The 19,944-nt window shown below is 66.9% G+C and carries 19 protein-coding genes, 1 tRNA gene and 1 pseudogene; 14 read left to right on the forward strand and 7 right to left on the reverse strand.

Features of this window, described 5'->3' with window-relative positions:
* Positions 1 to 138: 138 nt before the first annotated feature.
* The 5 genes from ACZ6DT_RS08285 to ACZ6DT_RS08305 all read left to right on the forward strand — a co-directional run bounded on the left by ACZ6DT_RS08285 (position 139) and on the right by ACZ6DT_RS08305 (position 5,820).
* Positions 139 to 1,065, forward strand: a complete 927-nt coding sequence (locus tag ACZ6DT_RS08285) for an ABC transporter permease (protein WP_465590614.1) — start codon at positions 139 to 141, stop codon at positions 1,063 to 1,065.
* The gene (locus ACZ6DT_RS08290; protein WP_465590616.1) at positions 1,058 to 2,011 is read left to right on the forward strand and encodes an ABC transporter permease; all 954 of its coding nucleotides are present in this window, start codon (positions 1,058 to 1,060) and stop codon (positions 2,009 to 2,011) included. Before ACZ6DT_RS08285 ends, ACZ6DT_RS08290 begins: the two co-directional genes overlap by 8 nt.
* A gap of 6 nt (positions 2,012 to 2,017) precedes the next feature.
* The gene (locus tag ACZ6DT_RS08295) at positions 2,018 to 3,010 is read left to right on the forward strand and encodes an ABC transporter ATP-binding protein (RefSeq protein ID WP_465590619.1); all 993 of its coding nucleotides are present in this window, start codon (positions 2,018 to 2,020) and stop codon (positions 3,008 to 3,010) included.
* Entirely contained in the window at positions 3,003 to 4,001 is a 999-nt protein-coding gene (locus tag ACZ6DT_RS08300; RefSeq protein WP_465590622.1) for an ABC transporter ATP-binding protein, read from the forward strand. Before ACZ6DT_RS08295 ends, ACZ6DT_RS08300 begins: the two co-directional genes overlap by 8 nt.
* A 76-nt stretch (positions 4,002 to 4,077) precedes the next feature.
* The gene (locus ACZ6DT_RS08305) at positions 4,078 to 5,820 is read left to right on the forward strand and encodes a S8 family serine peptidase (RefSeq protein WP_465590625.1); all 1,743 of its coding nucleotides are present in this window, start codon (positions 4,078 to 4,080) and stop codon (positions 5,818 to 5,820) included.
* A gap of 86 nt (positions 5,821 to 5,906) precedes the next feature.
* Here the strand turns inward: ACZ6DT_RS08305 and ACZ6DT_RS08310 are convergent, their stop codons facing one another.
* Both ACZ6DT_RS08310 and ACZ6DT_RS08315 read right to left on the reverse strand, forming a co-directional pair.
* The gene (locus ACZ6DT_RS08310; RefSeq protein ID WP_465590628.1) at positions 5,907 to 6,356 is read right to left on the reverse strand and encodes a hypothetical protein; all 450 of its coding nucleotides are present in this window, start codon (positions 6,354 to 6,356) and stop codon (positions 5,907 to 5,909) included.
* 649 nt (positions 6,357 to 7,005) lie between these two features.
* Positions 7,006 to 8,505 (reverse strand): S10 family peptidase, encoded by a 1,500-nt coding sequence (locus tag ACZ6DT_RS08315; protein WP_465590631.1) that lies wholly within the window; start codon positions 8,503 to 8,505, stop codon positions 7,006 to 7,008.
* A 28-nt stretch (positions 8,506 to 8,533) separates the two neighbouring features.
* On the opposite strand from ACZ6DT_RS08315, the gene nfi reads away from it, so the two are divergent.
* The 6 genes from nfi (at position 8,534) to ACZ6DT_RS08345 (ending at position 13,322) form a co-directional block, all read left to right on the forward strand.
* Complete coding sequence (gene nfi / locus ACZ6DT_RS08320) at positions 8,534 to 9,214, forward strand: deoxyribonuclease V (protein ID WP_465590634.1); 681 nt, start codon at positions 8,534 to 8,536, stop codon at positions 9,212 to 9,214.
* Positions 9,211 to 9,903, forward strand: a complete 693-nt coding sequence (locus ACZ6DT_RS08325) for a uracil-DNA glycosylase (RefSeq protein ID WP_465590637.1) — start codon at positions 9,211 to 9,213, stop codon at positions 9,901 to 9,903. The genes nfi and ACZ6DT_RS08325 overlap by 4 nt, the downstream gene beginning before the upstream one ends.
* Before the next feature lie 84 nt (positions 9,904 to 9,987).
* Complete coding sequence (locus tag ACZ6DT_RS08330) at positions 9,988 to 11,316, forward strand: NAD(P)/FAD-dependent oxidoreductase (protein WP_409490579.1); 1,329 nt, start codon at positions 9,988 to 9,990, stop codon at positions 11,314 to 11,316.
* A gap of 95 nt (positions 11,317 to 11,411) precedes the next feature.
* Positions 11,412 to 11,485, forward strand: a tRNA-Leu gene (locus tag ACZ6DT_RS08335).
* Positions 11,486 to 11,860: 375 nt separating this feature from the next.
* The gene (locus ACZ6DT_RS08340) at positions 11,861 to 12,697 is read left to right on the forward strand and encodes an alpha/beta fold hydrolase (protein ID WP_465590640.1); all 837 of its coding nucleotides are present in this window, start codon (positions 11,861 to 11,863) and stop codon (positions 12,695 to 12,697) included.
* Between the two features lie 46 nt (positions 12,698 to 12,743).
* Entirely contained in the window at positions 12,744 to 13,322 is a 579-nt protein-coding gene (locus tag ACZ6DT_RS08345) for a DUF7010 family protein (RefSeq protein WP_465590643.1), read from the forward strand.
* Here ACZ6DT_RS08345 and ACZ6DT_RS08350 read toward each other — a convergent pair.
* Positions 13,295 to 13,399 carry a LuxR C-terminal-related transcriptional regulator gene (locus ACZ6DT_RS08350; protein ID WP_465590645.1) on the reverse strand — a complete coding sequence of 35 codons (105 nt, stop codon included), beginning with the start codon at positions 13,397 to 13,399 and terminating at the stop codon, positions 13,295 to 13,297. The two genes, ACZ6DT_RS08345 and ACZ6DT_RS08350, sit on opposite strands and share 28 nt — an antisense overlap.
* Positions 13,400 to 13,487: 88 nt before the next feature.
* Here ACZ6DT_RS08350 and ACZ6DT_RS08355 point away from each other — a divergent pair, with 88 nt between their 5' ends.
* Complete coding sequence (locus tag ACZ6DT_RS08355; RefSeq protein ID WP_465590648.1) at positions 13,488 to 14,603, forward strand: acyl-CoA dehydrogenase family protein; 1,116 nt, start codon at positions 13,488 to 13,490, stop codon at positions 14,601 to 14,603.
* A gap of 109 nt (positions 14,604 to 14,712) precedes the next feature.
* On the opposite strand, the gene ACZ6DT_RS08360 is transcribed toward ACZ6DT_RS08355, so the two are convergent.
* Positions 14,713 to 15,159: a MerR family transcriptional regulator gene (locus tag ACZ6DT_RS08360; RefSeq protein ID WP_465590651.1), complete on the reverse strand. Its 447-nt coding sequence runs from the start codon at positions 15,157 to 15,159 to the stop codon at positions 14,713 to 14,715.
* A 130-nt stretch (positions 15,160 to 15,289) separates the two neighbouring features.
* Here ACZ6DT_RS08360 and ACZ6DT_RS08365 point away from each other — a divergent pair, with 130 nt between their 5' ends.
* Both ACZ6DT_RS08365 and ACZ6DT_RS08370 read left to right on the forward strand, forming a co-directional pair.
* A complete protein-coding gene (locus tag ACZ6DT_RS08365) occupies positions 15,290 to 16,087 on the forward strand; it encodes a TIGR03084 family metal-binding protein (RefSeq protein ID WP_465590653.1) in 798 nt (265 codons plus the stop codon).
* Positions 16,088 to 16,184: 97 nt separating this feature from the next.
* Positions 16,185 to 16,826, forward strand: a complete 642-nt coding sequence (locus tag ACZ6DT_RS08370; RefSeq protein ID WP_465590655.1) for a histidine phosphatase family protein — start codon at positions 16,185 to 16,187, stop codon at positions 16,824 to 16,826.
* Here the strand turns inward: ACZ6DT_RS08370 and ACZ6DT_RS08375 are convergent.
* The 3 genes and pseudogenes from ACZ6DT_RS08375 to ACZ6DT_RS08385 all read right to left on the reverse strand — a co-directional run.
* Positions 16,823 to 18,028 (reverse strand): cytochrome P450, encoded by a 1,206-nt coding sequence (locus tag ACZ6DT_RS08375; protein ID WP_465590658.1) that lies wholly within the window; start codon positions 18,026 to 18,028, stop codon positions 16,823 to 16,825. The genes ACZ6DT_RS08370 and ACZ6DT_RS08375 overlap by 4 nt on opposite strands.
* Before the next feature lie 37 nt (positions 18,029 to 18,065).
* Positions 18,066 to 18,770 carry a TetR/AcrR family transcriptional regulator gene (locus ACZ6DT_RS08380; protein WP_465590660.1) on the reverse strand — a complete coding sequence of 235 codons (705 nt, stop codon included), beginning with the start codon at positions 18,768 to 18,770 and terminating at the stop codon, positions 18,066 to 18,068.
* Between the two features lie 114 nt (positions 18,771 to 18,884).
* A pseudogene (locus ACZ6DT_RS08385) lies at positions 18,885 to 19,815 on the reverse strand (CE1 family esterase); the annotation flags it as partial.
* Positions 19,816 to 19,944 lie beyond the last annotated feature (129 nt).

The raw sequence follows: 19,944 nt of genomic DNA on the forward strand, positions 1-19,944 counted from the left end.
GGTTTGGGGTGGTTGTGGCGTGTATGTTGTTGGTTCCTCTCCCCCCCCCTCCTCCCCCCCCCCCCCCCCCCCCCCCCCCCCCCCCCCCCCCCGCCGGCCCCACAGCTCCCGCCACGCGATCCCCAGGACGGCACGCCCATGTCCCAGTACATCCTCCGACGCCTACTCCAACTCATCCCGGTCTTCTTCGGCACGACGTTCCTCATCTACGCCCTCGTGTGGGCGGTGCCCGGTGACCCGTTCGCCGGCAAATGCGGTCAGGTCGCCTGCCCGCCCGCCTACATCGAGATGATGACCGCGAAGTTCAACCTCGACGATTCGATCTTCGTCCAGTACTTCAAATACCTCGGCAACCTGTTCACCGGCGACTGGGGCGAGACCTTCAACGGCGTCTCGGTCGGCGAACTGATCGGGAACGCCTATCCGGTGACCGTCCGGCTCGCCCTCATCGCGGTGGCCATCGAAGCGATCATCGGGCTGTCCGCCGGTATCCTGACCGGCCTGCGCGGCAAGGGTTTCCTCGACAACCTCGTGCTGATGTCCACCACGTTCCTGATCTCGATCCCGGTGTTCGTCACCGCGATCGTGCTCCAGATCGTTCTCGGTTCGGAGCTGGGCATCATCGACGCGAGCGTCTCCGAGGACGCCACGATCGGTGAACTGATCGTGCCGGGAATCGCGCTCGGCAGCCTTTCCATGGCTTACATCGCCCGATTGACCAGAGCGAGCATCGCCGAAAACCGGCACGCCGACTACGTCCGCACGGCCGTCGCGAAAGGACAGCCGCGCAGCCGCGTCGTCGGCGTGCACCTGCTCCGGAACTCGGTGATCCCGGTGCTGACCTTCATCGGCACCGACATCGGCGCGCTCATGGGCGGGGCCATCGTCACCGAAGGCGTGTTCAACATCAACGGCATCGGCGGGCTCATCTTCCGCGGTATCCAGAACCGGGAGGGCGCCACCGTCACCGGCGTCGTCGTCCTGCTGGTGATGGTGTACCTGCTGGTGAGTCTCACCGTCGACCTGCTCTACGCCGTTCTCGACCCGAGGATCCGTTATGACTGACCCCCATGTGGCGGGCGGTGTGTCCTCTGTGGACGTCGCCGGCGCCGGAGTCGCCGACGATTCCGCGGTGGCGCACAAACCGCGCAGCCTCGGTGGCGACGCCTGGCGGATGTTGCGCAAACGGCCGTCGTTCATCATCTCCGCCGTCATCATCGTGCTCGTCGTGCTCATCGCGATCGCGCCCGACCTGTTCAGTTCCCGGCCCGCCGGGTTCAGCGATCTGCTCCACGCCAACGAAGGCCCGTCCGCGGACGCCTGGTTCGGTTACGACAACCAGGGTTACGACGTCTACGCGCGGACCATCCACGGCGCGCGGGCGTCGCTGCTGGTCGGTGTCTTCGCGACGGTGCTGACGATCCTGATCGGCTCGGTGGTCGGAATCGTCGCCGGGTACTACGGCCGCCTCGTCGACAGCCTGTTTTCGCGGGTGGGCGACATCTTCGCGGCGCTGCCGTTCGTGCTCGGCGCGATCGTCATCCTGACCACCTTCAACGCGCCCGGCTCGAACCCCAGCGCGGTCACCATCATCGTGCAGGTGGTCGTTTCGATCGCCGCGCTGAGCTGGCCGGTGGCGATGCGCATCATGCGGTCGGCGACGCTCGTGGCCAAGCAACTCGACTACGTCAAGGCCGCGCGTGGACTCGGCGCGAGCACGCCGCGCATCGTGTTCCGGCATCTGCTGCCCAACACGGTCGCGCCGGTGCTGGTCTACGGGACCATCGCGCTCGGCGCGTTCATCGGCGCGGAAGCGACGCTGGCGTACCTCGGGGTCGGCGTACGGCCGCCGGTCGTCTCGTGGGGCGTGATGATCAGCGACGCGCGGGACTACTTCCGGGTGAACCCGCACATGCTGTTGTTCCCCGCCGGTTTCGTCACCATCACCGTGCTCGCGTTCGTCATGCTCGGTGACGGGATCCGCGACGCGCTCGACCCGAAGGCCCGGTGAGCGGCTGTGACCGACGAATTGCTGCTAGAGGTGGAAGATCTCCACGTCGAGTTCCGCACGTCCGACGGCGTCGCGACCGTGCTCAACGGCGTCGACTACGCCGTGCACGCCGGGGAAACCCTCGCCGTGCTGGGAGAATCGGGGTCCGGCAAGAGTGTGACCGCGCAGACGGTGATGGGCATTCTCGACAGCCCGCCCGCCTTCGTCACCGGCGGCGCCGTCCGTTACCGCGGCGAGGATCTGCTCACGGCCACCGAAGAGCGGCGGCGTGAAGTCCGGGGCGGGGAGATCGCGATGATCTTCCAGGACGCGCTGTCGGCGTTGAATCCCGTCTTCACCGTGGGATTCCAGATCGAGGAACAGCTGCGGGTCCGGCTCGGGATGTCCAAAAAGGACGCGCGCAGGCGGGCGATCGAACTGCTCGACACCGTGCGCATCCCCGCCGCCGCCCGCCGGGTCCGCGAGTACCCGCACCAGTTCTCGGGCGGGATGCGGCAGCGCGCGATGATCGCCATGTCGCTCGCGCTCGACCCCGATCTGCTGATCGCGGACGAGCCGACGACCGCGCTCGACGTCACCGTGCAGGCCCAGATCATGGACCTGCTGGCGGAGATCCAGGCCGAACGGCGGATGGGGCTGATCCTCATCACGCACGACCTCGCGGTGGTCGCCGAGGTCGCCGACCGGATCGCCGTGATGTACGCGGGCCGGATCGTCGAACAGGCCGACGTCGCCGAATTGTTCCGCTCGCCGGGGCATCCCTACACCGAGGCGCTGATGGCCTCGCTGCCGCGGCTCGACCTCAAAGGACAGACGCTGGAGACCATCAAGGGGCTGCCGCCGAGCCTGCTGAACGTGCCGCCCGGCTGTCCGTTCCACCCGCGCTGCCCGCGGGCGGAGAGCCGGTGCGAGACCGAACGGCCCGCCCTGCGCAACCTCGGCTTCGGCCGGGTCAGTGCCTGCCACTTCGCCGACGAGGTGGTGAGCGGTCGTGTCTGAACCCATTCTGCGGGTCGAGAACCTGGTGAAGTACTTCCCGGTGCGAGCCGGGGTACTTTTCAAACGCGCCATCGGGCAGGTGAAGGCCGTCGACGGCGTCTCCTTCGACCTCATGCCGGGGGAAACACTGGGCGTCGTGGGCGAGTCCGGCTGCGGCAAGTCCACGCTGGCCCAGGTGCTGATGCGGCTGGAGGAACCCACGGGCGGCCTCACGACCTTCGAGGGCCGTGACATCTTCGCGTTGCGGGGAGCCGAACTCCGGAAGTTGCGGCGTGAGATCCAGATCGTGCTGCAGGATCCGTACACCTCGCTGAACCCGAGGATGACGGTCGGCGACATCATCGGTGAACCTTTCGAGATCCACACCGAGGTGGCGCCGAAGGGATCGCGGGCGGCGAAGGTGCGGGAGCTGCTCGACGTCGTCGGGCTGAATCCCGAGCACATCAACCGTTATCCGCACCAGTTCTCCGGTGGCCAGCGCCAGCGCATCGGGATCGCGCGGGCGCTGGCGTTGCGGCCGAAGGTGATCATCTGCGACGAACCGGTTTCCGCGCTGGACGTTTCGATTCAGGCGCAGGTGATGAACCTGCTCGGTGAACTGCAGAAGGAATTCGGCCTTTCCTATGTTTTCATCGCACACGACCTGTCCGTTGTCCGTCACCTTTCCACACGCGTGGCGGTGATGTATCTCGGCAAGATCGTGGAAATGGGGACGGAGGAGGAGATCTACGAGCATCCGTCGCATCCCTACACGCAGGCGTTGCTGTCCGCGGTGCCGGTCGCGAATCCGGCGTTGCGCGGGCAGCGGCAGGTGATCCGCCTGGAAGGCGACGTGCCGAGCCCGCTGGACCCGCCGTCGGGCTGCCGGTTCCGCACGCGGTGCTGGAAGGCGCAGGACATTTGCGCCGATCAAGAACCCGAATTGATCACGCGATCCGGCGGGCATTTGTCGGCCTGTCATTTCGCGGAGGAGAAAACAGTCGTCCCCTGACTTTCGTATGGACTTCGTTGATAAGAAGAGAACGCTGACGTAGTTTGCACGAATAGTTTTCTTCAGGAGGCAGGAAGTGAAAAAGCCCAGATCTCTCGCCATCGCGCTGGCGGTACCGCTGTTCGGTGCAATCGTCGCCGCGCCGGTGGCGTCCGCGCAACCACAGCTTTCCGGTGCCGCCGCCGAATTCTCCGTTCTGGTCCGTGAAGGTCGCGGTGTCGATGCATACGATGTCGCTTCGGTCGAGAAGGCGATCCGCGCCGCCGGGGGCACCGTCGTGGCGAGCAACGCCGCGGTCGGCCTGATCACCGCGACCGCGCCCGCCAACGGTTTCGCCGAACGGGTCGCCGCGGACCGCTCGGTCTTCGGTGCGGCCAAAGCGAAGTCGATCGGCACCGCGCCGAAGAACGGCAAGGCGAAGGTCAAACCGAGCGTCGTCGAGAAGGAGGGTCGCGGCGCCGCGGCCGTGGCGCCCAAGAAGCCGGCGCAAGCGCAAGCCGTCGGCATGGACCCGCTCGACGATCAGCTCTGGGGACTCAAGTCCGTCCGCTCGGATCTTTCGCGTACCAAGCAGCCGGGTGACAAGCGCGTGAAGGTCGGCGTCATCGACACCGGCGTCGACGGAAACCATCCGGACATCGCGCCGAACTTCGACCGCGCGGCGTCGCGGAACTTCACGAAGGACATCGTCTCCGACGTCAACGGCGTCGTGGTCGACGGACCGTGTGAATATCGCGGCTGTGTCGACCCGGCGGACCATGACGGCAACGGGCACGGCACGCACGTCGCCGGCACCATCGGCGCCGCCGCGAACGGGTTCGGTGTCTCGGGTGTCGCGCCGAACGTGACGCTGGTGAACATCCGCGCCGGGCAGGACTCGGGCCTCTTCTTCCTGCAGTCGACCGTGGACGCGATCACCTACGCGGGCGACGCCGGTGTGGACGTCGTCAACATGAGCTTCTTCACGGACCCGTGGTTGTACAACTGCGCCGCGAACCCCGCGGACACGCCCGCGCAGCAGGCCGAGCAGCGCACCATCATCGAGGCGACGACCCGCGCGCTGAACTACGCGCACCGCAAGGGCGTCACCCAGGTCGTCTCGCTGGGCAACCAGCACAGCGACCTCGCCGCCCCGCAGCCGGACGCGTCGAGCCCCGGCTACCCGTCGAACAGCGCGCACCCGCGGCAGATCGACAACGCGAGCTGCCTCTCGCTGCCCATCGAAGGCCCGCACACGATCGGCGTCTCGTCCTTCGGCCCTTCGCAGGCGAAGGCGGACTACTCGAACTACGGCGTCGAGCAGATCTCGGTCTCCGCGCCCGGCGGCTACTTCCGTGACTACTTCGGCACCCCGTGGTACCGCACGCTCGAGAACCAGATCCTCTCGACGTACCCGCGCAACGTCGGCGTCGAGGAAGGCACCATCGACGCCGCCGGGAACATCACCCCCGCCGGTGTCACCGCCGGCATCAAGAAGGCGACCGCCGCCGACGGCCGCGTCGGCTACTACCAGTGGCTGCAAGGCACGTCGATGGCGTCGCCGCACGCGGCGGGTGTCGCGGCGCTCATCGTTTCGCAGTACGGCAAGGGTTCGCGCGACTTCGGAATGAACCCGGACGCCGTGCAGCGGGTGCTCGAAGGCACGGCTTCGGACATCGCCTGCCCGGTGCCGCGCACCGTCGACTACCTCGACGAGGGCCGGGACGCGTCGTTCACCGCGACCTGCGCCGGTGACGCTTCGTTCAACGGCTTCTACGGTCACGGAGCCGTGGACGCCTGGTCGGCCGTTACGCGGGGTTCGCAGTACCTGCGAGGCTGATCTTTCGGTTCTTGAGTGCTATGAACGGTCCGTTACTTGCGAAATTTGCAAGTAACGGACCGTTCATAGCATCGCGGGGCGGACTGTCAGGCGGCTCGATCGGAACGGACCACGGTGATGACCGGTCTCGGACGCTGTGCCGCTGCGTCGGCCGCACCACGGAGTTCGGCGATGACCTTGTCCGGTTCGTCGCGGATCCGGGACGGCAAGGTCTGCACGACGACGATCCCAGCGGCCGCGTACCGATTGTTGCGGTGGAGGGTTTTCTGGTAGGCGTCCCTGCCGAAGTGGTAGGCATACGAATCGATTTCCCATGCCATGGCGAGCTCATCACACCACGAGTCGGGCTTGCCGATGTAGTTGCCGGAAGCGTCGTAGATCCTGACGTTCCTCTCGGCGGACGGCAGCCCCGCCTTCTTCCAGATCGCCAGCGCCTCTGCTTCCGGGACCGACTTGACATCGGCCGCGAGTTCTCTGAGTACGGCGCGAGGAAGCGCCGTACCTCGCCTGCTGCCGGACTCGAGTTCGGCACTCAATTCGTCCACGGTACAAAGGCCCGCCTCTACGGCTTCGATGAGCAGAGCCCGAACCGGGTCGAGGTCTCGAATGCGCCTGACCCCGTCCAAGACCGCTCGAGCCGGCGCTGCCAGCGGTACCCCTTCGATCACGCGACGTTCAGGCATGGCGATCGTTCTCTCGATGATCGCGAACCTGACGCTTCGTACTTTGCGCTGTTCGGGGATGAGTACATGGACTGTCCCGTGCGGGCCCGATTGTCGTAGTCCGTATCGTCGCGCTGCCTCGAAGCCGGTGATGATCCCCCGGTAGTCGGCGAGCATCAACGCGGCTTCCACTCGTTGCCGTGCGGTCGGTTGTTCCTTCGAGAGAAGGACGATGCCTGGTAGCAGGTGGGTCCACCTTCCACCAGGCTGGCATCTTCGATACGACGTGCTTTGCGTGACTCCTAGTTTCTCCAGGGTCGCCACGCGGATGACGCCGTGTCGACTGTGTTGACGTAGGTATGAGTCCGTGAGCGGAGCTCTTGATAGGTACATGCCGACATGGTGAACCGGAGAACCGACAGAACGCGTCCCCGGAACGCTATGAACGGTCCGTTACTTGCGAAATTTGCAAGTAACGGACCGTTCATAGCGTCTGAGGGCGTACCGAAGGGCGCGAGAGGGACTACTTCCCCGAGGCGGTCTTGATGAACTTCGCCAGGTCCTTCGCCTGCCGCACCCGCGACTCCTCGTGCACGTACATCATGTGCCCCGCCGGGTAGTACGCCGTGTCGATGTTCTCCCGCAGTTCCTCCGGGATCTGAAGGCGCGCCAGCACATGCTCCGAAGCGAAGTACGGCGTAGCGCCATCGTAGTGACCGAAGGCGACATGCACCCGCAGGTGCGGGTTCGCCCGCATGGCCGAAGCGAGCGAGTCCACAGAGGACACCGAGCGGCCCTCGAAGTCGGAGTACGACCAGGCCTTGAAGACGTCCGTCGACAGGACCTCGTACGGCAGGTCGTTCTCGTAGCCGAGTTCGGCGCGAACGTAATGGTTCAGCCCGCCGGTGTAGGCGCCGATGATCCGCGAGATCGACGGGTCGTCGCTCATGTGCTCGCGGCCGCCGTCGGGTTCCCAGGTGGTGAACCGGCCGTCCATCCTGCCGACGACGAGGCCCTTGTCCCGCAAAAGTTCCGTGAAGTACCGCACGTGCTCGATCCGCAGGTTGACCCGGTCCACATAGGACTCGCTGAGTCCGGTCAGGGAAGCGAGCGTCGCCACGGCTTCCGCACGGTCCTGTGTGGACAGACGCGCGCCGCGTGCGAGGGCCCAGGGGAGTTCCTTGGCCGCGAAGTCCTCGGCGTCGGCGAGGACGTCGTCGAGCGGCCGGTCGCCGTGAAGTCCGTGGTAGTGCGCGATCGCCGCGTACGTCGGCACGTAGAGCGAATACGGCAGGTCGTTGCCCTCGGTGAACCGCAGGGTGCCCAGATCCAGCACGGACGAGATCAGCAGGAGCCCGTTGAGGTACATCCCGTGGCGTTCCTGCAGATGAGCCGCCAGCCCGGCCGCGCGCAGCGTGCCGTAAGACTCGCCCGCCAGGAACTTCGGCGACAGCCAGCGCTGTTTGCGCGAGACCCACAGCCGGATGACCTCGCCGATGGATTCGATGTCGGCGGTGTACCCGTGGTATTCCTTGGCCGCCTCGCCGTCCACGGCGCGTGAATAGCCGGTCGACACCGGGTCGATGAACACCAGGTCGCTGTGCGCCAGCAGGGTTTCCTGGTTGTCGGTCAGCCCATAGGGCGGCGCGACCGGGTCGTCGACATCACCCGAAAGGACGCGGCGCGGGCCGAGCAGGCCCATGTGCAGCCAGACGCTCGCCGAGCCGGGCCCGCCGTTGAACGCGAACGTGACAGGGCGCGAGCCGGGCTCCGCGTCGTCGAGCGTGTAGGAGGTCACGAACACCTCGGCCTTGGCCTGGTAGCCCTCGGACTTGCCGTCGGTGATGACCTCCTTCCGCAGCACGATCCGCCCGGTCTGGGCCGTGTAGGCGAGCTTCTTGCGCTTGAGCGTCAGCGTGTGCTTCGTGGTGACCAGGTCGTCGGTCGGCTCGGCCTTGGTTTCCACCGACGGGGTGTCCTTCTCGTCGGTGGCCGTGTTCGAATCGGGATTGGTGTCCGGCATGCCCCCAACTTACTGGCAGTCTGTAGGAGTGGACATCGTCACGGCGCATGATCGCCCGAGCACCGCTTGGCAGGCGATCGAGATCCAGGAAACCCTGCGTGGCCTGGTCGATCTCGAGGACCGTTGTCCACAGGAGATCGTCACCGTCACCGGACTCGACGTCGCCTACGACGAGGGCAGTGACCTCATCGCCGCCGCCGCGGTCACCCTCGAAACGTCCGGGTTCCGCGTCGTGGAAAAACGAACCGTCGTTTCCCGGGTTTCGTTCCCGTACGAACCGGGCCTTTTCGCCTTCCGTGAGCTGCCCCCGCTGCTCGACGCTCTCCGCGCGCTCGACCACGTCCCGGACCTCTTGGTCTGCGACGGGCACGGCCTGGCGCATCCGCGCCGGTTCGGGCTCGCGTGCCATGTCGGTGTCGTGACCGGCTTGCCGTCCATCGGGGTGGGCAAGACCCGGTTCGTCGGCGAACACGACGAACCCGGCGCGGAACGCGGCTCGCGGGCGCCCTTGCTGGACGACGGCGAGGTCGTCGGCGCCGTCCTGCGCACCCAAGATGGCGTGAAACCCGTTTACGTCTCCGTCGGCCACAAGATCTCGCTGGACAACGCGTGCCGCCAGGTGCTGCGGCTGTGTCCCTCGTTCCGTCAGCCGGAGACGACCCGGCACGCCGATCGTCTCGCCCGCGACGCGTTGAAGGAGACGTTGTGAGGTTCCACTCCCTCGCCGAACTCGACGCCGAGGTCAGCGGCTGCCGCGCCTGCCCGCGGCTGGTCGCGTGGCGCGAGGAGATCGCCGTGGTCAAACGCGCGGCCTTCGCCGGCGAGACGTACTGGGCCAGGCCGGTGCCCGGTTTCGGCCCGCCGGACGCGTCGTTGGCGATTGTCGGCTTGGCTCCTTCGGCACATGGTGCGAACCGAACCGGCCGCATGTTCACCGGTGACCCTTCCGGGGACGTTCTCTTCAAAGCACTTCACCGGGTCGGGGTCGCGTCACAGCCCACGTCCACCCATATCGGTGACGGACTTGAGCTTCGGGGAACCCGGATGGTCTCCCCGGTGAGATGCGCCCCACCCGCCAACAAGCCCACACCTGAGGAACGGGAAACCTGCCGATCCTGGCTCGCGGCCGAGCTGGCGTTACTACGGCCGACGCTGAAGGCCGTCGTGGTGCTCGGCGCCTTCGGCTGGCAGGCGCTGTTGCCGGTGCTCGCGGAGGCGGGCTGGCCGGTGCCCGCGCCACGCCCGAAGTTCGGCCACGGAGTCGAAGTGGACCTCGGCGACCTGCGCCTTTTCGGCTGTTATCACGTGTCGCAGCGCAATGTCCAGACCGGTCGCCTGACCCTTGACATGGTGTGCGACGTCCTGGCCTCCGCGACCTCGGTGGCCGGCCTGAACTGAATCGGTCCGGAAGGCGTGGCGACGCTGGTCACAGCCGGATGGGGTCTACGAGCGATCTCAGCAGATGGGTGCGACTATAGGTATATGGCTGGTGTTAAGTCGGAACCGACACGGATCCTCGTCCTTGGTGGTGGATACGTCGGGCTCTACACGGCGTACGGGCTCCAGAAGATGCTCCGGGCCAACGAAGCGTCCGTGACGGTCGTTGACCCGCAGCCGCACATGACCTATGCCCCCTTCCTGCCCGAGGCGGCGGCCGGTGCGATCGAACCGCGGCACGTGGTCGTGCCGCTGAGGCGCGTGCTCAAGCGCTGCCACGTGCTCACCGCGCGCGTGACGAAGATCGAGCACGACCGCAAAGCCGTGACGGTCGAGGCCGCCGACGGGCACGTCGAGCAGCTGAACTACGACGTCCTCGTGGTCGCGCTCGGTGCCGTCGCGCGCATCCTGCCGATCCCGGGCCTGGTCGAGGAAGGTATCGCCTTCAAGACCATCGGTGAGGCGATCTACCTGCGCAACCACGTCATGACGAAGCTGGACGAGGCCGCCAGCACGCTCGATCCCGAGCAGCGCAAACGCCTGCTGACGTTCACCGTCGTCGGCGGCGGGTTCGCCGGTATCGAGGCGCTCGCCGAACTCGAGGACATGACCCGCTTCGCGGTGGAGAACTACTACCCGAACCTCAAAGTCGAGGACATCCGTTGGGTGCTCGTCGAGGCGGCCGGGCGGATCCTCCCCGAGGTGCGCGAGACACTCGGTGTGTACACCGTCGAGCAGCTCGAGAAGCGCGGCATCGAAGTCTATTTGTCGACAGCGGCGAAGTCGTTCGAAAACGGTCACGTCGTGCTTTCGGACGGCACCGAGTTCGACACCGACACGATCATCTGGACCGCCGGCGTGAAGGCGAACCCGGTGCTCGCCAGCTCGGATCTGCCGCTGGACAAGCGCGGCCGCGTCGAGGCCACCGCCGCGATGCAGGTCGTCGGGCACCCCGACGTCTGGACCGCCGGGGACAACGCCGCCGTGCCGGACCTCTCGCGCACCGAACAGGACCCGACCGCGACCTGCCCGCCGAACGCGCAGCACGCCGTTCGCCAGGCGCGCCTGCTGGCGAAGAACATCATCAAGGTGATCCGCGGCGGCAAGCCGAAGGACTACTACCACAAGAACCTGGGCGCGGTGGCCAGCCTCGGCCTGCACAAGGGTGTCGCCGACGCGCTGAACCTGAAGATCAAGGGCTTCCCGGCCTGGCTCTTCCACCGCGCGTACCACCTCAAGGCGATGCCGACGTGGAACCGCAAGATCCGCATCCTGTTCGACTGGATGCTCGGTGGCCTGTTCCGGCGCGAGGTCATCTCGCTCGGCCAGATCAACAACCCGCGCGAGGAATTCGACCGGCTGTCGAAGTCCTGAGTCCGGAGGTCCGTGCAGGCCTCCTTCCCTACGCTCAAGGTAGGGAAGGAGGCCTTCACGGCGTTCAGGGCCGGGGCATCCCTTAGGCTGTCGGTGCCCCGGTAGCCCAACTGGCAGAGGCAGTCGACTTAAAATCGACCCAGTGCGGGTTCGATCCCCGTCCGGGGCACAGCCAGCCGTACCCCGCCAAGGTCGTCGGATCCTCGCGTCACGGCGATTTCGCTCATTTCCGTCCGGTTCAGGCGGACGCCCTCGCCGTTCGCCGTTCCGCCTTGTGGACGTCCTGGTCCGCGCGGACCGCCGGCTGCCGGCATGACCACCGGCCTGACCGGCGGAGCCACCTACGACCGCGATCACCGCGCGCCTGCTGCGTCCTTTGAGGATACTGTCAGCCTGGAGTTCGACCTCCTGCTGTTCCTGAACCGGAAGCCCGACCGCGTCTTCGACCACCTCACACTGATGGTGCCGCTGTCCGGCGGTAACGGGCGGACCGTGGACGTCCACGTCCGCGGGGACTCGAAGCCGGGATGCCAGGATACGAGCCGTGACTCCGACCTACGTTTTCGTACACGGTTCCAGCAGTGCCTCGTTCACCTGGGGCCCGCTGCAACGCGAGCTCGCCCTGCTCGGCCACCGCACGCTGGCCGTCGACCTCCCCGGACACGGGTTCGGCGCCGGTTTCCACGCCGCTTACCAGGCGCCGCAAGACCTCGAAGCGCTGGCCACGGCGCCGTCGAACCAGGCAGGTGCCACGCTGGCCGAAGCCATCGAACAGGTGGTGGAGGTCGTACGCAAGGTCGCCGAGCACGGGCCGGTCATCCTGGTCGGGCACAGCCGCGGCGGGCTCACACTCACCGGGGTCGGCAACGCCGTCCCGGAATTGATCGACCGGATCGTCTACATCTCCGCGTGGTGCTGCGTCGACGCGACGATCGGCGAGTACATGCAGGGGCCCGAGTACGCGACCAGCGCGCTCAACGACGTCGGCGGGGTCGTCGTCGCCGATCCCGCCGCGCTCGGCGCGCTCCGGATGAACTGGCGAACCGCCGATCCCGTGCTGCTGGCCGCGTTGAAGACCGCGATGCTCGAAGACGGGACCGAGCAGGAGTTCTTCGCCTACCTCAACACTCTTGAGCCGGACGAGAGCCTCGACGCCGGCACCGAGCGCGCCGACGCCGCCACCTGGGGCCGGATCCCACGCACCTACCTCAGGCTCACCGAGGACCGGTCGATGCCGCTCGCGCTGCAGGACCGCTTCATCAAGGAGGCCGACGCGCTCACCCCGGACAACCCGACCGACGTGCGCTCGCTCGTGAGCAGCCACGTCCGTTTTCTCATCCACCCGAAGGAGGCGGCCGCCGTCCTCTCCGGACTCGTGTAGTCCCACAGGTACTGTTTCGCCGGGGGGAGGAGGAGACCCGAAAGCGATGACGGACGGACAGTTCACCAAAGGGCAGCTGATCACGTTGCTGATCAGTTCCGCGATCGGCGTGGGATTCGGCGCGGGGTGGTGGTTCTTCGGCGCCTCATCCGCCGGATCGACGCCGCTGGTCGTCGTGGGTGTCGTCGTGGTGCTGGCACTGGCAGGCTGGCTCGCACTGACCGCCCGCCGGGGTGCCGGGCTGCCCGCGGGCGGAGGCCGGGAGGAAAGCCCGTTCGGCAAGCGATACGGGATCGCCGTGCTGCTCATGCTGGTGGGGATCTTCGCCGGGGCGCGGGTGCTCTCGGCGGTCTTCGAAGTTCCCGAAGCCGTGCCCGCGTGGGTGCTGTTCGTGGTCGGTCTGCACTTCCTGCCGTTCGCGAAGTTGTTCGGCTCACGGCGTTTCCTGGTGCTGAGCGCTTTGTTGTGCTTCGTCGCCCTGCTGGCCGCCGTTCTCGCGATCGCGGGCCGGCCGGCCGCGTGGCAGCTCGTGCCGGGCTTCGGCGGCGCCGTGGTGTTCTGGGCGACCGTCGCCGCCGGGTTGCTCGGTACGGACCTTCAGGGAGCGACAAGCCCGGCTTCGTAGGCGGAGATCGTCAGCTGGACCCGATTGGTCGCGTCGAGTTTCGCGAAGATCCGGGTGATGTGGGGCTTCACGGTCACTTCGCCCAGGCGCGGTTCCGCGCGATTTCCCACTCGCGCCCGATCGCCAATTCTCGGGGAGGCCTTCGCCTTCCGGCATGATGCGGTCATGACCCATCCGTTCGCCCCGCCCGCCCACGAACGCCACTGGATCGAAACCGTCACCGAACTGGCGAGGGACTTCGCGGCGAGCGCCGCCGAGTTCGACGAAACGGCCGAACTTCCCATCGCCAACCTCCGCGCGTTGCACGCGACCGGACTCGACAGGGCGACGTTGCCCGCGGGGCTCGGCGGCGAAGACCTCAGCTATCGGACCTACGGCGAGATCGTCCGGATCCTCAGCGCCGCTTGTTCGTCGACGGCGTGCGTCTGGGTGATGCACATCGGCGCCGCCGTCGGGCTGGCCCGACTCTCCGCTCCCGACGTTGGCCGCTTCTACGCCGGGGAACTTATCGACGGTAAGCGATTCGCCAACGCGCTGTCGGAACCGAGCAGCGGCAACATGTTCCTGATGCCGCAACAGATCGCCGAGCCCGCCGAGGGCGGCCACCGGCTCACCGGTGCCAAGCGGTTCGTGTCCGGCTGCGAGGTCGCCGACCACTTCCTGGTGAACGCGCTCGTCGACGGCGTGCCCACGTTCTTCGGTGTATCGCCGGACGAAACGATGACCTTCGTGCCCATCTGGGACACGATGGGACTGCGTGCCAGCAGGAGCCAGCTCGTCTCCTTCGAAGGGACGGTCCTGCGGGAAGACCGCAGGTGCCCGCCCTCGGCCGAGCAACGCCCGAACCACATCGCGGCGGGCCTCGCCTTCTTGTCCTTGGGGATCGCCGACGCGGCGGAGGACGCTCTGATCTCGCACTCGCGAAGCCGTGTCATTCCGGTGACCGGGCAGCCGCTCGCCGAAATGCAATGGCTGCAATTCGAAGTCGCGGACGTCCACACGCGCCTCGAAGCCGCGCGGATGTACTCCCGGAACATGGCGTGGCTGGCGGATCGGAACTCGCCGGAATTCCTGCCCGCGACCATGACGGCGAAGGTGCTCGCGAACGAGATCGCCCGCGACGTCGCCCAGTTGGCGCTGAAGGCGGGCGGCGGTTCGGGCTTCCTGCGCACTTCGCCGATCCAGCGGCTGTTCAGGGACGCGCAGGCAGGCGGGCTGATGGCCTATTCGGCCGAAGTCTGCAAGGACCGGATCGGCAGGACGGTGCTCCTGCAGGACTGACCTCGGATGGCCGGCCGGGTGACGTCAAGCCCGGCCGGTCCCGCCGAAGCGGGTCAGCAGCAGCCGGTGCCGGAGCAGTCGCAGTCGCACCAGTCGTCGTTACGCATGGTCATCCACCTCCTCCCTCGGGTTCGCGGTCAGGCGGGCACCAGGCGCCGGGAACCGGATCGGCGCATTTGTCGCCGGACATCCCGGACAGCATGGAAGTGAGTTCGGCGTGCAGTTCGCCAAGCCGCGTCATCTCCGCTTCGATCTCGCCGAGATGGCGTTCCAGCATGGTTTCGGCGGGTTCACACGGGCAGACCCCGGTGTCGCGCACGCTCAGCAGGTCCCCGATCTCCGTCAGCGTCAGCCCGAGCCGCTGGGTGCCGCGGATGAACCGCAACCTGTCGATGACGTTCTCGTCGTAGCGCCGATGCGCCCCGGTCGTCCGCGCCGGGGTGGGCAGAAGGCCGATGCGCTCGTAGTAACGCACGGTGTCCGGCCGCACCCCGGCGCGGGCGGTCACCTGGGACATGGTCAACGCCGTCAGCGCCGTCGTCGCTTCGGTTCGCATGATTCGAGGGTAGAACTTGGACCAGGGTCCAGAATCAAGTTCGAAAATTCGATCGGGCTCACCAGGAGAAGACGACGGCCCTGCGCGTCCGCATCATTCGAAAGGGTGGAAACGGCGAGAGGACGGCACGGTGACTGACTTCCGGAACGTGATCAAGGACCTCACCACGGAGGGCGAACAGGTCGACGCCCTGGTGGCCGGCCTGGACGACGCGGGATGGGAGCTGCCGACGCCCGCGGCGGGCTGGTCGGTCAAGCACCAGATCGCGCATCTTTCCTTCATCTTCAAGATCGCCGGGTTGTCCGCGGGCGAGCCGCAGAAGTTCGCCGAAGTCATGAAGAGCTCGATGGCGCGCGGGTTCGACGCCGCCGTCAACGCGGCCCTCGACGACTACCTCGGCGACCCCAACGAGGTCCTGCTCGGCCGCTGGCGCGCCGAACGGGACACCGGCATCAAGGCGCTCGCCGCGGTCCCGGCGGACCAGGTCGTGCCGTGGCTGGTCAACCCGCTGCCGCCGGCGATCCTCGCCTGCGCCGGGATGATGGAACTGTTCGCCCACGGGCAGGACGTCGCGGACGCGCTGGGGGTGCGTCCGGAGCGGACGGACCGGCTCGCGTACCTCGTCGGATTCGCCGTCCGGGTGCGGGACTTCGGCTACGAGGCGCGGGGCCTGACCCCGCCGGAGCAGGAATTCCGGTTCGAGATCACCTCGCCGTCCGGTCAATTATGGACGTTCGGACCCGACGACTCGCGGCAGCGGATCACCGGGAGCGCGGAGGACTTCTGTCTCCTGGTCACGCGGCGCCGTCACCGCGACGACCTCGACATCCGTGCCGAAGGCGCGCTGGCGGACCACTGGCTGGACATCGCGCAGGCGTACCGCGGCCCCGCGGGCGAGGGACGCGCGCCGGGACAGTTCGATCGCTGAAACCGCGCCACTTCGTTCGCGTTTACGGCATCCTGGAAGTCGCGATCAACTCCGCTCGGTGCGATCGTCGTTGGCACACGGGGTCTAGGAGGCGATCGTGGCAAGGGTGTGGCTGATCAGGCATGGGGAAAGCGAGTCCAACGCGGGTCTTCCCGGCGGGGAGCCGGGGGCTTCGGCGCTGACCGAACTCGGCAGGCGGCAAGCCCTCGAAATCGCGGACTCGCTGGCCGAACCGCCTCGTTTGATCGTGACGTCGCCGTTCTTACGGGCGCGGCAGACCGCCGAGCCGACGATCGAGCGATTCCCCGGCGCGGAACTCGAGGAGTGGCCTGTCCAGGAGTTCGCCTTTCTCGGCGAACTCCATGGACAGGTCACCACGACCGCCACCCGTAAGCCGTATACCGAGGCCTACTGGGATCGCGCCGATCCACACCACGCGGTGAACGGCGCGGAATCCTTCGCGGCCCTCTACGCCCGGACCCAGGACTTCCTGGCGCGGTTGGGAGAACGGGAAGCCGGGCCGATCGCCGTCTTCACGCACGGGCTCTTCATCCGAGCGGTCATGTGGTCACTGCTGACCGGGATCACCACCCCGGACAGCGAGGCCATGCGCGGATTCCGTACGTTCGCCGACACCTACCAGGTGCCGAACGGCAACATCACCGAATTGCGGTACACGGCCGGAAAGCGGACTCCGCGAGTGGTGGTGCCGCTCGCCTCGCGGTTCGCCGGCCGCTAGGGCTTCAGCAGCAACTGGAGCTCGTTCACCCCGGTCATGTTCGGGCTGGGGATGAACGACGGCGGAACGGCCGGATCGGTACGCAGAGCCGGGAACCGGTCCAGAAGGATGTTGAGCGCCGTCTTGCCTTCCAGCCTGGCGAGCGGGGCGCCGATGCAGAAATGGATCCCGCGGCCGAAGGCCAGATGGGGGTTGTGCGCCCTCGCCGGATCGAAGGTGCCCGGATTTGTGAACGTGCGCGGATCCCGGTTCGCCGCCGCGACCCAGATGGCGAGCATGCTGTCCGCCGGGACCGTCCGACCGCCCAGTTCGACGTCGGTCGTCGTGGCGCGGGCGACGAGGGCGAACGGGCTGAGGAAGCGCAGCGATTCCTCGATGGTGGCGGGCAGCAGCGCCCGGTCTTCGCGGACGCGCCGGTACTCGTCCGGATGGGAATCCAGGCACAGCACCGTGTTCCCGAGCAGCATCGTGGTGGTGATATGCCCGGCGAGCAGCAGCACGTTCGCGAAGTTGACGACCTCGTTCTGCGTGAGTTTCGCGCCGTCGACCTCGGCTTCGACGAGTTTCGTCAGCAGGTCCTCGCGCGGGTTCCGCCGTCGGTCCTCGACGTGCTCGGCAAGGTAGTTCACCAAGTTCTTCAGCTGCTCCGCCGTTTCCTCGGAGGCCTTCTTGTCCTCCTCGGTCTGCTTGATCAGCGACCGCTGCTGACTGTTCCGCAGCAGCGTGTCGACCCATTCCTTGAACAGGTCGCGATCACTCGCCGGGACGCCGAGCAGTTCGGCGATGACGATCACCGGCAGCGGATAAGCCAGGTGCGTCACCAGTTCCATCGAGTCCGCGCCGTCGACCGCGTCGAGGAGTTCGTTCGTCAACGTGGCGATCCGCGGTTCGAGATCCGCGACGACCTTCGGTGTGAAGGCGTGGCTCACCAGCGTGCGCAGCTTCTTGTGGTCCGGCGGGTCCATCTGGAGCAGGTTGCCCTCGACGAACAGGTCCTTGTCCGGTGCGATCTCCTCGGGGATCAGCCGGGCGGTGTCGGAAGAGAACACCTTGGGATCACTCAGGGTCTTCAACGCCTCGGCGTGGCCGTAGACGTTCCACATGCCCGTCTCGGGTTCGAAACGGACCGGGTCGGCCGGGAATTCGCCTCGAAGCCAGAACTGGCCTTCGTGGATGCCCCAGGTTTCGGCGATCGTGGTCATGGCTTGCCCCCTTCTTCTCGTGGTGGAGGAGCTCGGATCAAGCGGGCTCCCCGGGACCGTCCTTCCGGTAGATCCAGGCGCGATAGGACGAGATCAACTCACGGAACGCCTGGATCACTTCGGCCGCGGTGGCGGCCACATCCGCCGTGGACGGTGGCTCCGACGGCTCGAACGCCGTCCGGATGATGTGCGCGAGAGTGTCGGCCTTCTCTTCGGAGGTGAGGCCGGCGCCGTCGGTGGTGAAGCTGTCCATCAGATAGAACCCCAGCGCCGAGGCGCGGAGGGAAAACAGCAGGTTCGGGATGTCGTCGCGCAACAGGCCCCGGTCGGTCATCGTCTTCAGGTACCGATCGGTCACGACCGCGTCCTGATCCTGCAAGGGATGTTTCTTCAGCCTGCCCAGCAGTTCGGTGTTGCCGGTGATGAGCGCGCCGAGCAACGGGTTTCGCTGGGTGTACAGGAAAACGGCCCGCTGGAACCGATGCGGGACGACTTCCGCCGGATCCTCGTCCAGCCGATCGAGAAGGTTCTCGGCGGCTCGGAGGGATTCACGCAGGAGCAACGCGTGGAAGAGGGTTTCCTTGGTGGGCCAATGCAGGTAGATCGTGCCCTTCCCGATGCCAGCCTGGCTCGCGATGTCCTCGATGGTCACCTTGCGATAGCCCAGCCGCGACAGCAGGACGCCGGCCGCGTCGAGGATGCGATCGGCGCGGCCGGAGGTGCGGTCCGGACGTTCTGCCACGTGCGCTCCCCATCTCTGACTCCGTGACCAAATTTGCGTATCTGGTCATCCGGTCAAGTTCGACGGTAGCGCCTGACGTACCGATCCGGCAAGGAAATCGACGAGTTCTTGAAGCAGACGGTGGGAGAGCATGAAGTTCCAGATGACCGGCGTGGCGTCGATGACGGTCGGAGTGGCGGAGTCGTTGTTCGGTGCCGTGCTCGGCCAGACGTGCCCGGTGCTTTCGACCCGGTAATGCCGGAGCGAGCAACCGAGCCGGCGCTGGACGGTGACGTCGGTCTTCGGCGAGTACTGGATCGAGCGGGGAAACAGCCGTTCCGGTCGGCCCACGCGGCGAGCCAATCCGGCAACGTCGGCAGGCCCTTCGTGGGATTCCCGGTGTAAGGGATCGTCGCGTCGGCCGTTCCATGGAAGTCGAGGATCGGCGCGGGATGCGACGGGTGACATTCGCCGCCTTGCGGGTAGAACGCTCCGGCGACCGGGGCGAACGCCGCGATCCGGCCCGGCATCCGGCAAGCGAGGACGCCGACGAACCCACCGCCGTTCGACTTGCCGGTCGCGTAGATCCGGCGGGAGTCGACGCACAGTTCGCGCTGAGCGTGTTCAGCAGATCGCTGGTGAAGAGCACGTCGTCAGCGGCCGCGGAATACGGCGCGCCGGTCCATGCCGACTCGCCGTCAGTACCCGGAAGTCCTTGCGGATAGACGGAAATAGCGTCATAAGCGGAAAACCCGGACAGCTCCTCATATTTCGACGTCCGTTTGTGGCCATGGAACGACAACACCAGCGGTTACGGTCGTGAAGGCCGGTATCGCGCCGGAACGTGCACCGTGTACTCGCGGACCAGCCCGCCGGAAGTCACTGTCCGCAGTGTCGTCACCCCGGCGGAGACCGGGGACGGACGGTGACAGCCGGTGGTCCGCACCGGATGATCGATCGGCGACGGCGCGGCCGACGCCACCGGCGCGGCGAGCAGGCTCAGGCCGGCAGCGGCGGCGGCCGTCAGCGCGAGACGGCGCAAGGGCTTCTTGGGACCAGGCGCGATCCTCCTTGATCGGGCGACAGGGCGGTGATCAGGGTCACTCCTGACGCGGGCCTGGTCGGCATTGTGTTCATTGAGTTTTCGGACCGCTTTTCACGTCACCCGCCGGGCGACCCGGCTTGATCGCCTAGT

Source organism: Amycolatopsis sp. NPDC041971 (assembly GCF_055588925.1).

Coding starts and splice junctions, on each gene's coding strand:
- ACZ6DT_RS08285 (WP_465590614.1), top strand. CDS start 139: ATGTCCCAGTACATCCTCCGACGCCTACTCCAACTCATCCCGGTCTTC.
- ACZ6DT_RS08290 (WP_465590616.1), top strand. CDS start 1,058: ATGACTGACCCCCATGTGGCGGGCGGTGTGTCCTCTGTGGACGTCGCC.
- ACZ6DT_RS08315 (WP_465590631.1), bottom strand. CDS start 8,505: ATGCCGGACACCAATCCCGATTCGAACACGGCCACCGACGAGAAGGAC.
- ACZ6DT_RS08330 (WP_409490579.1), top strand. CDS start 9,988: ATGGCTGGTGTTAAGTCGGAACCGACACGGATCCTCGTCCTTGGTGGT.
- ACZ6DT_RS08345 (WP_465590643.1), top strand. CDS start 12,744: ATGACGGACGGACAGTTCACCAAAGGGCAGCTGATCACGTTGCTGATC.
- ACZ6DT_RS08355 (WP_465590648.1), top strand. CDS start 13,488: ATGACCCATCCGTTCGCCCCGCCCGCCCACGAACGCCACTGGATCGAA.
- ACZ6DT_RS08360 (WP_465590651.1), bottom strand. CDS start 15,159: ATGCGAACCGAAGCGACGACGGCGCTGACGGCGTTGACCATGTCCCAG.
- ACZ6DT_RS08375 (WP_465590658.1), bottom strand. CDS start 18,028: ATGACCACGATCGCCGAAACCTGGGGCATCCACGAAGGCCAGTTCTGG.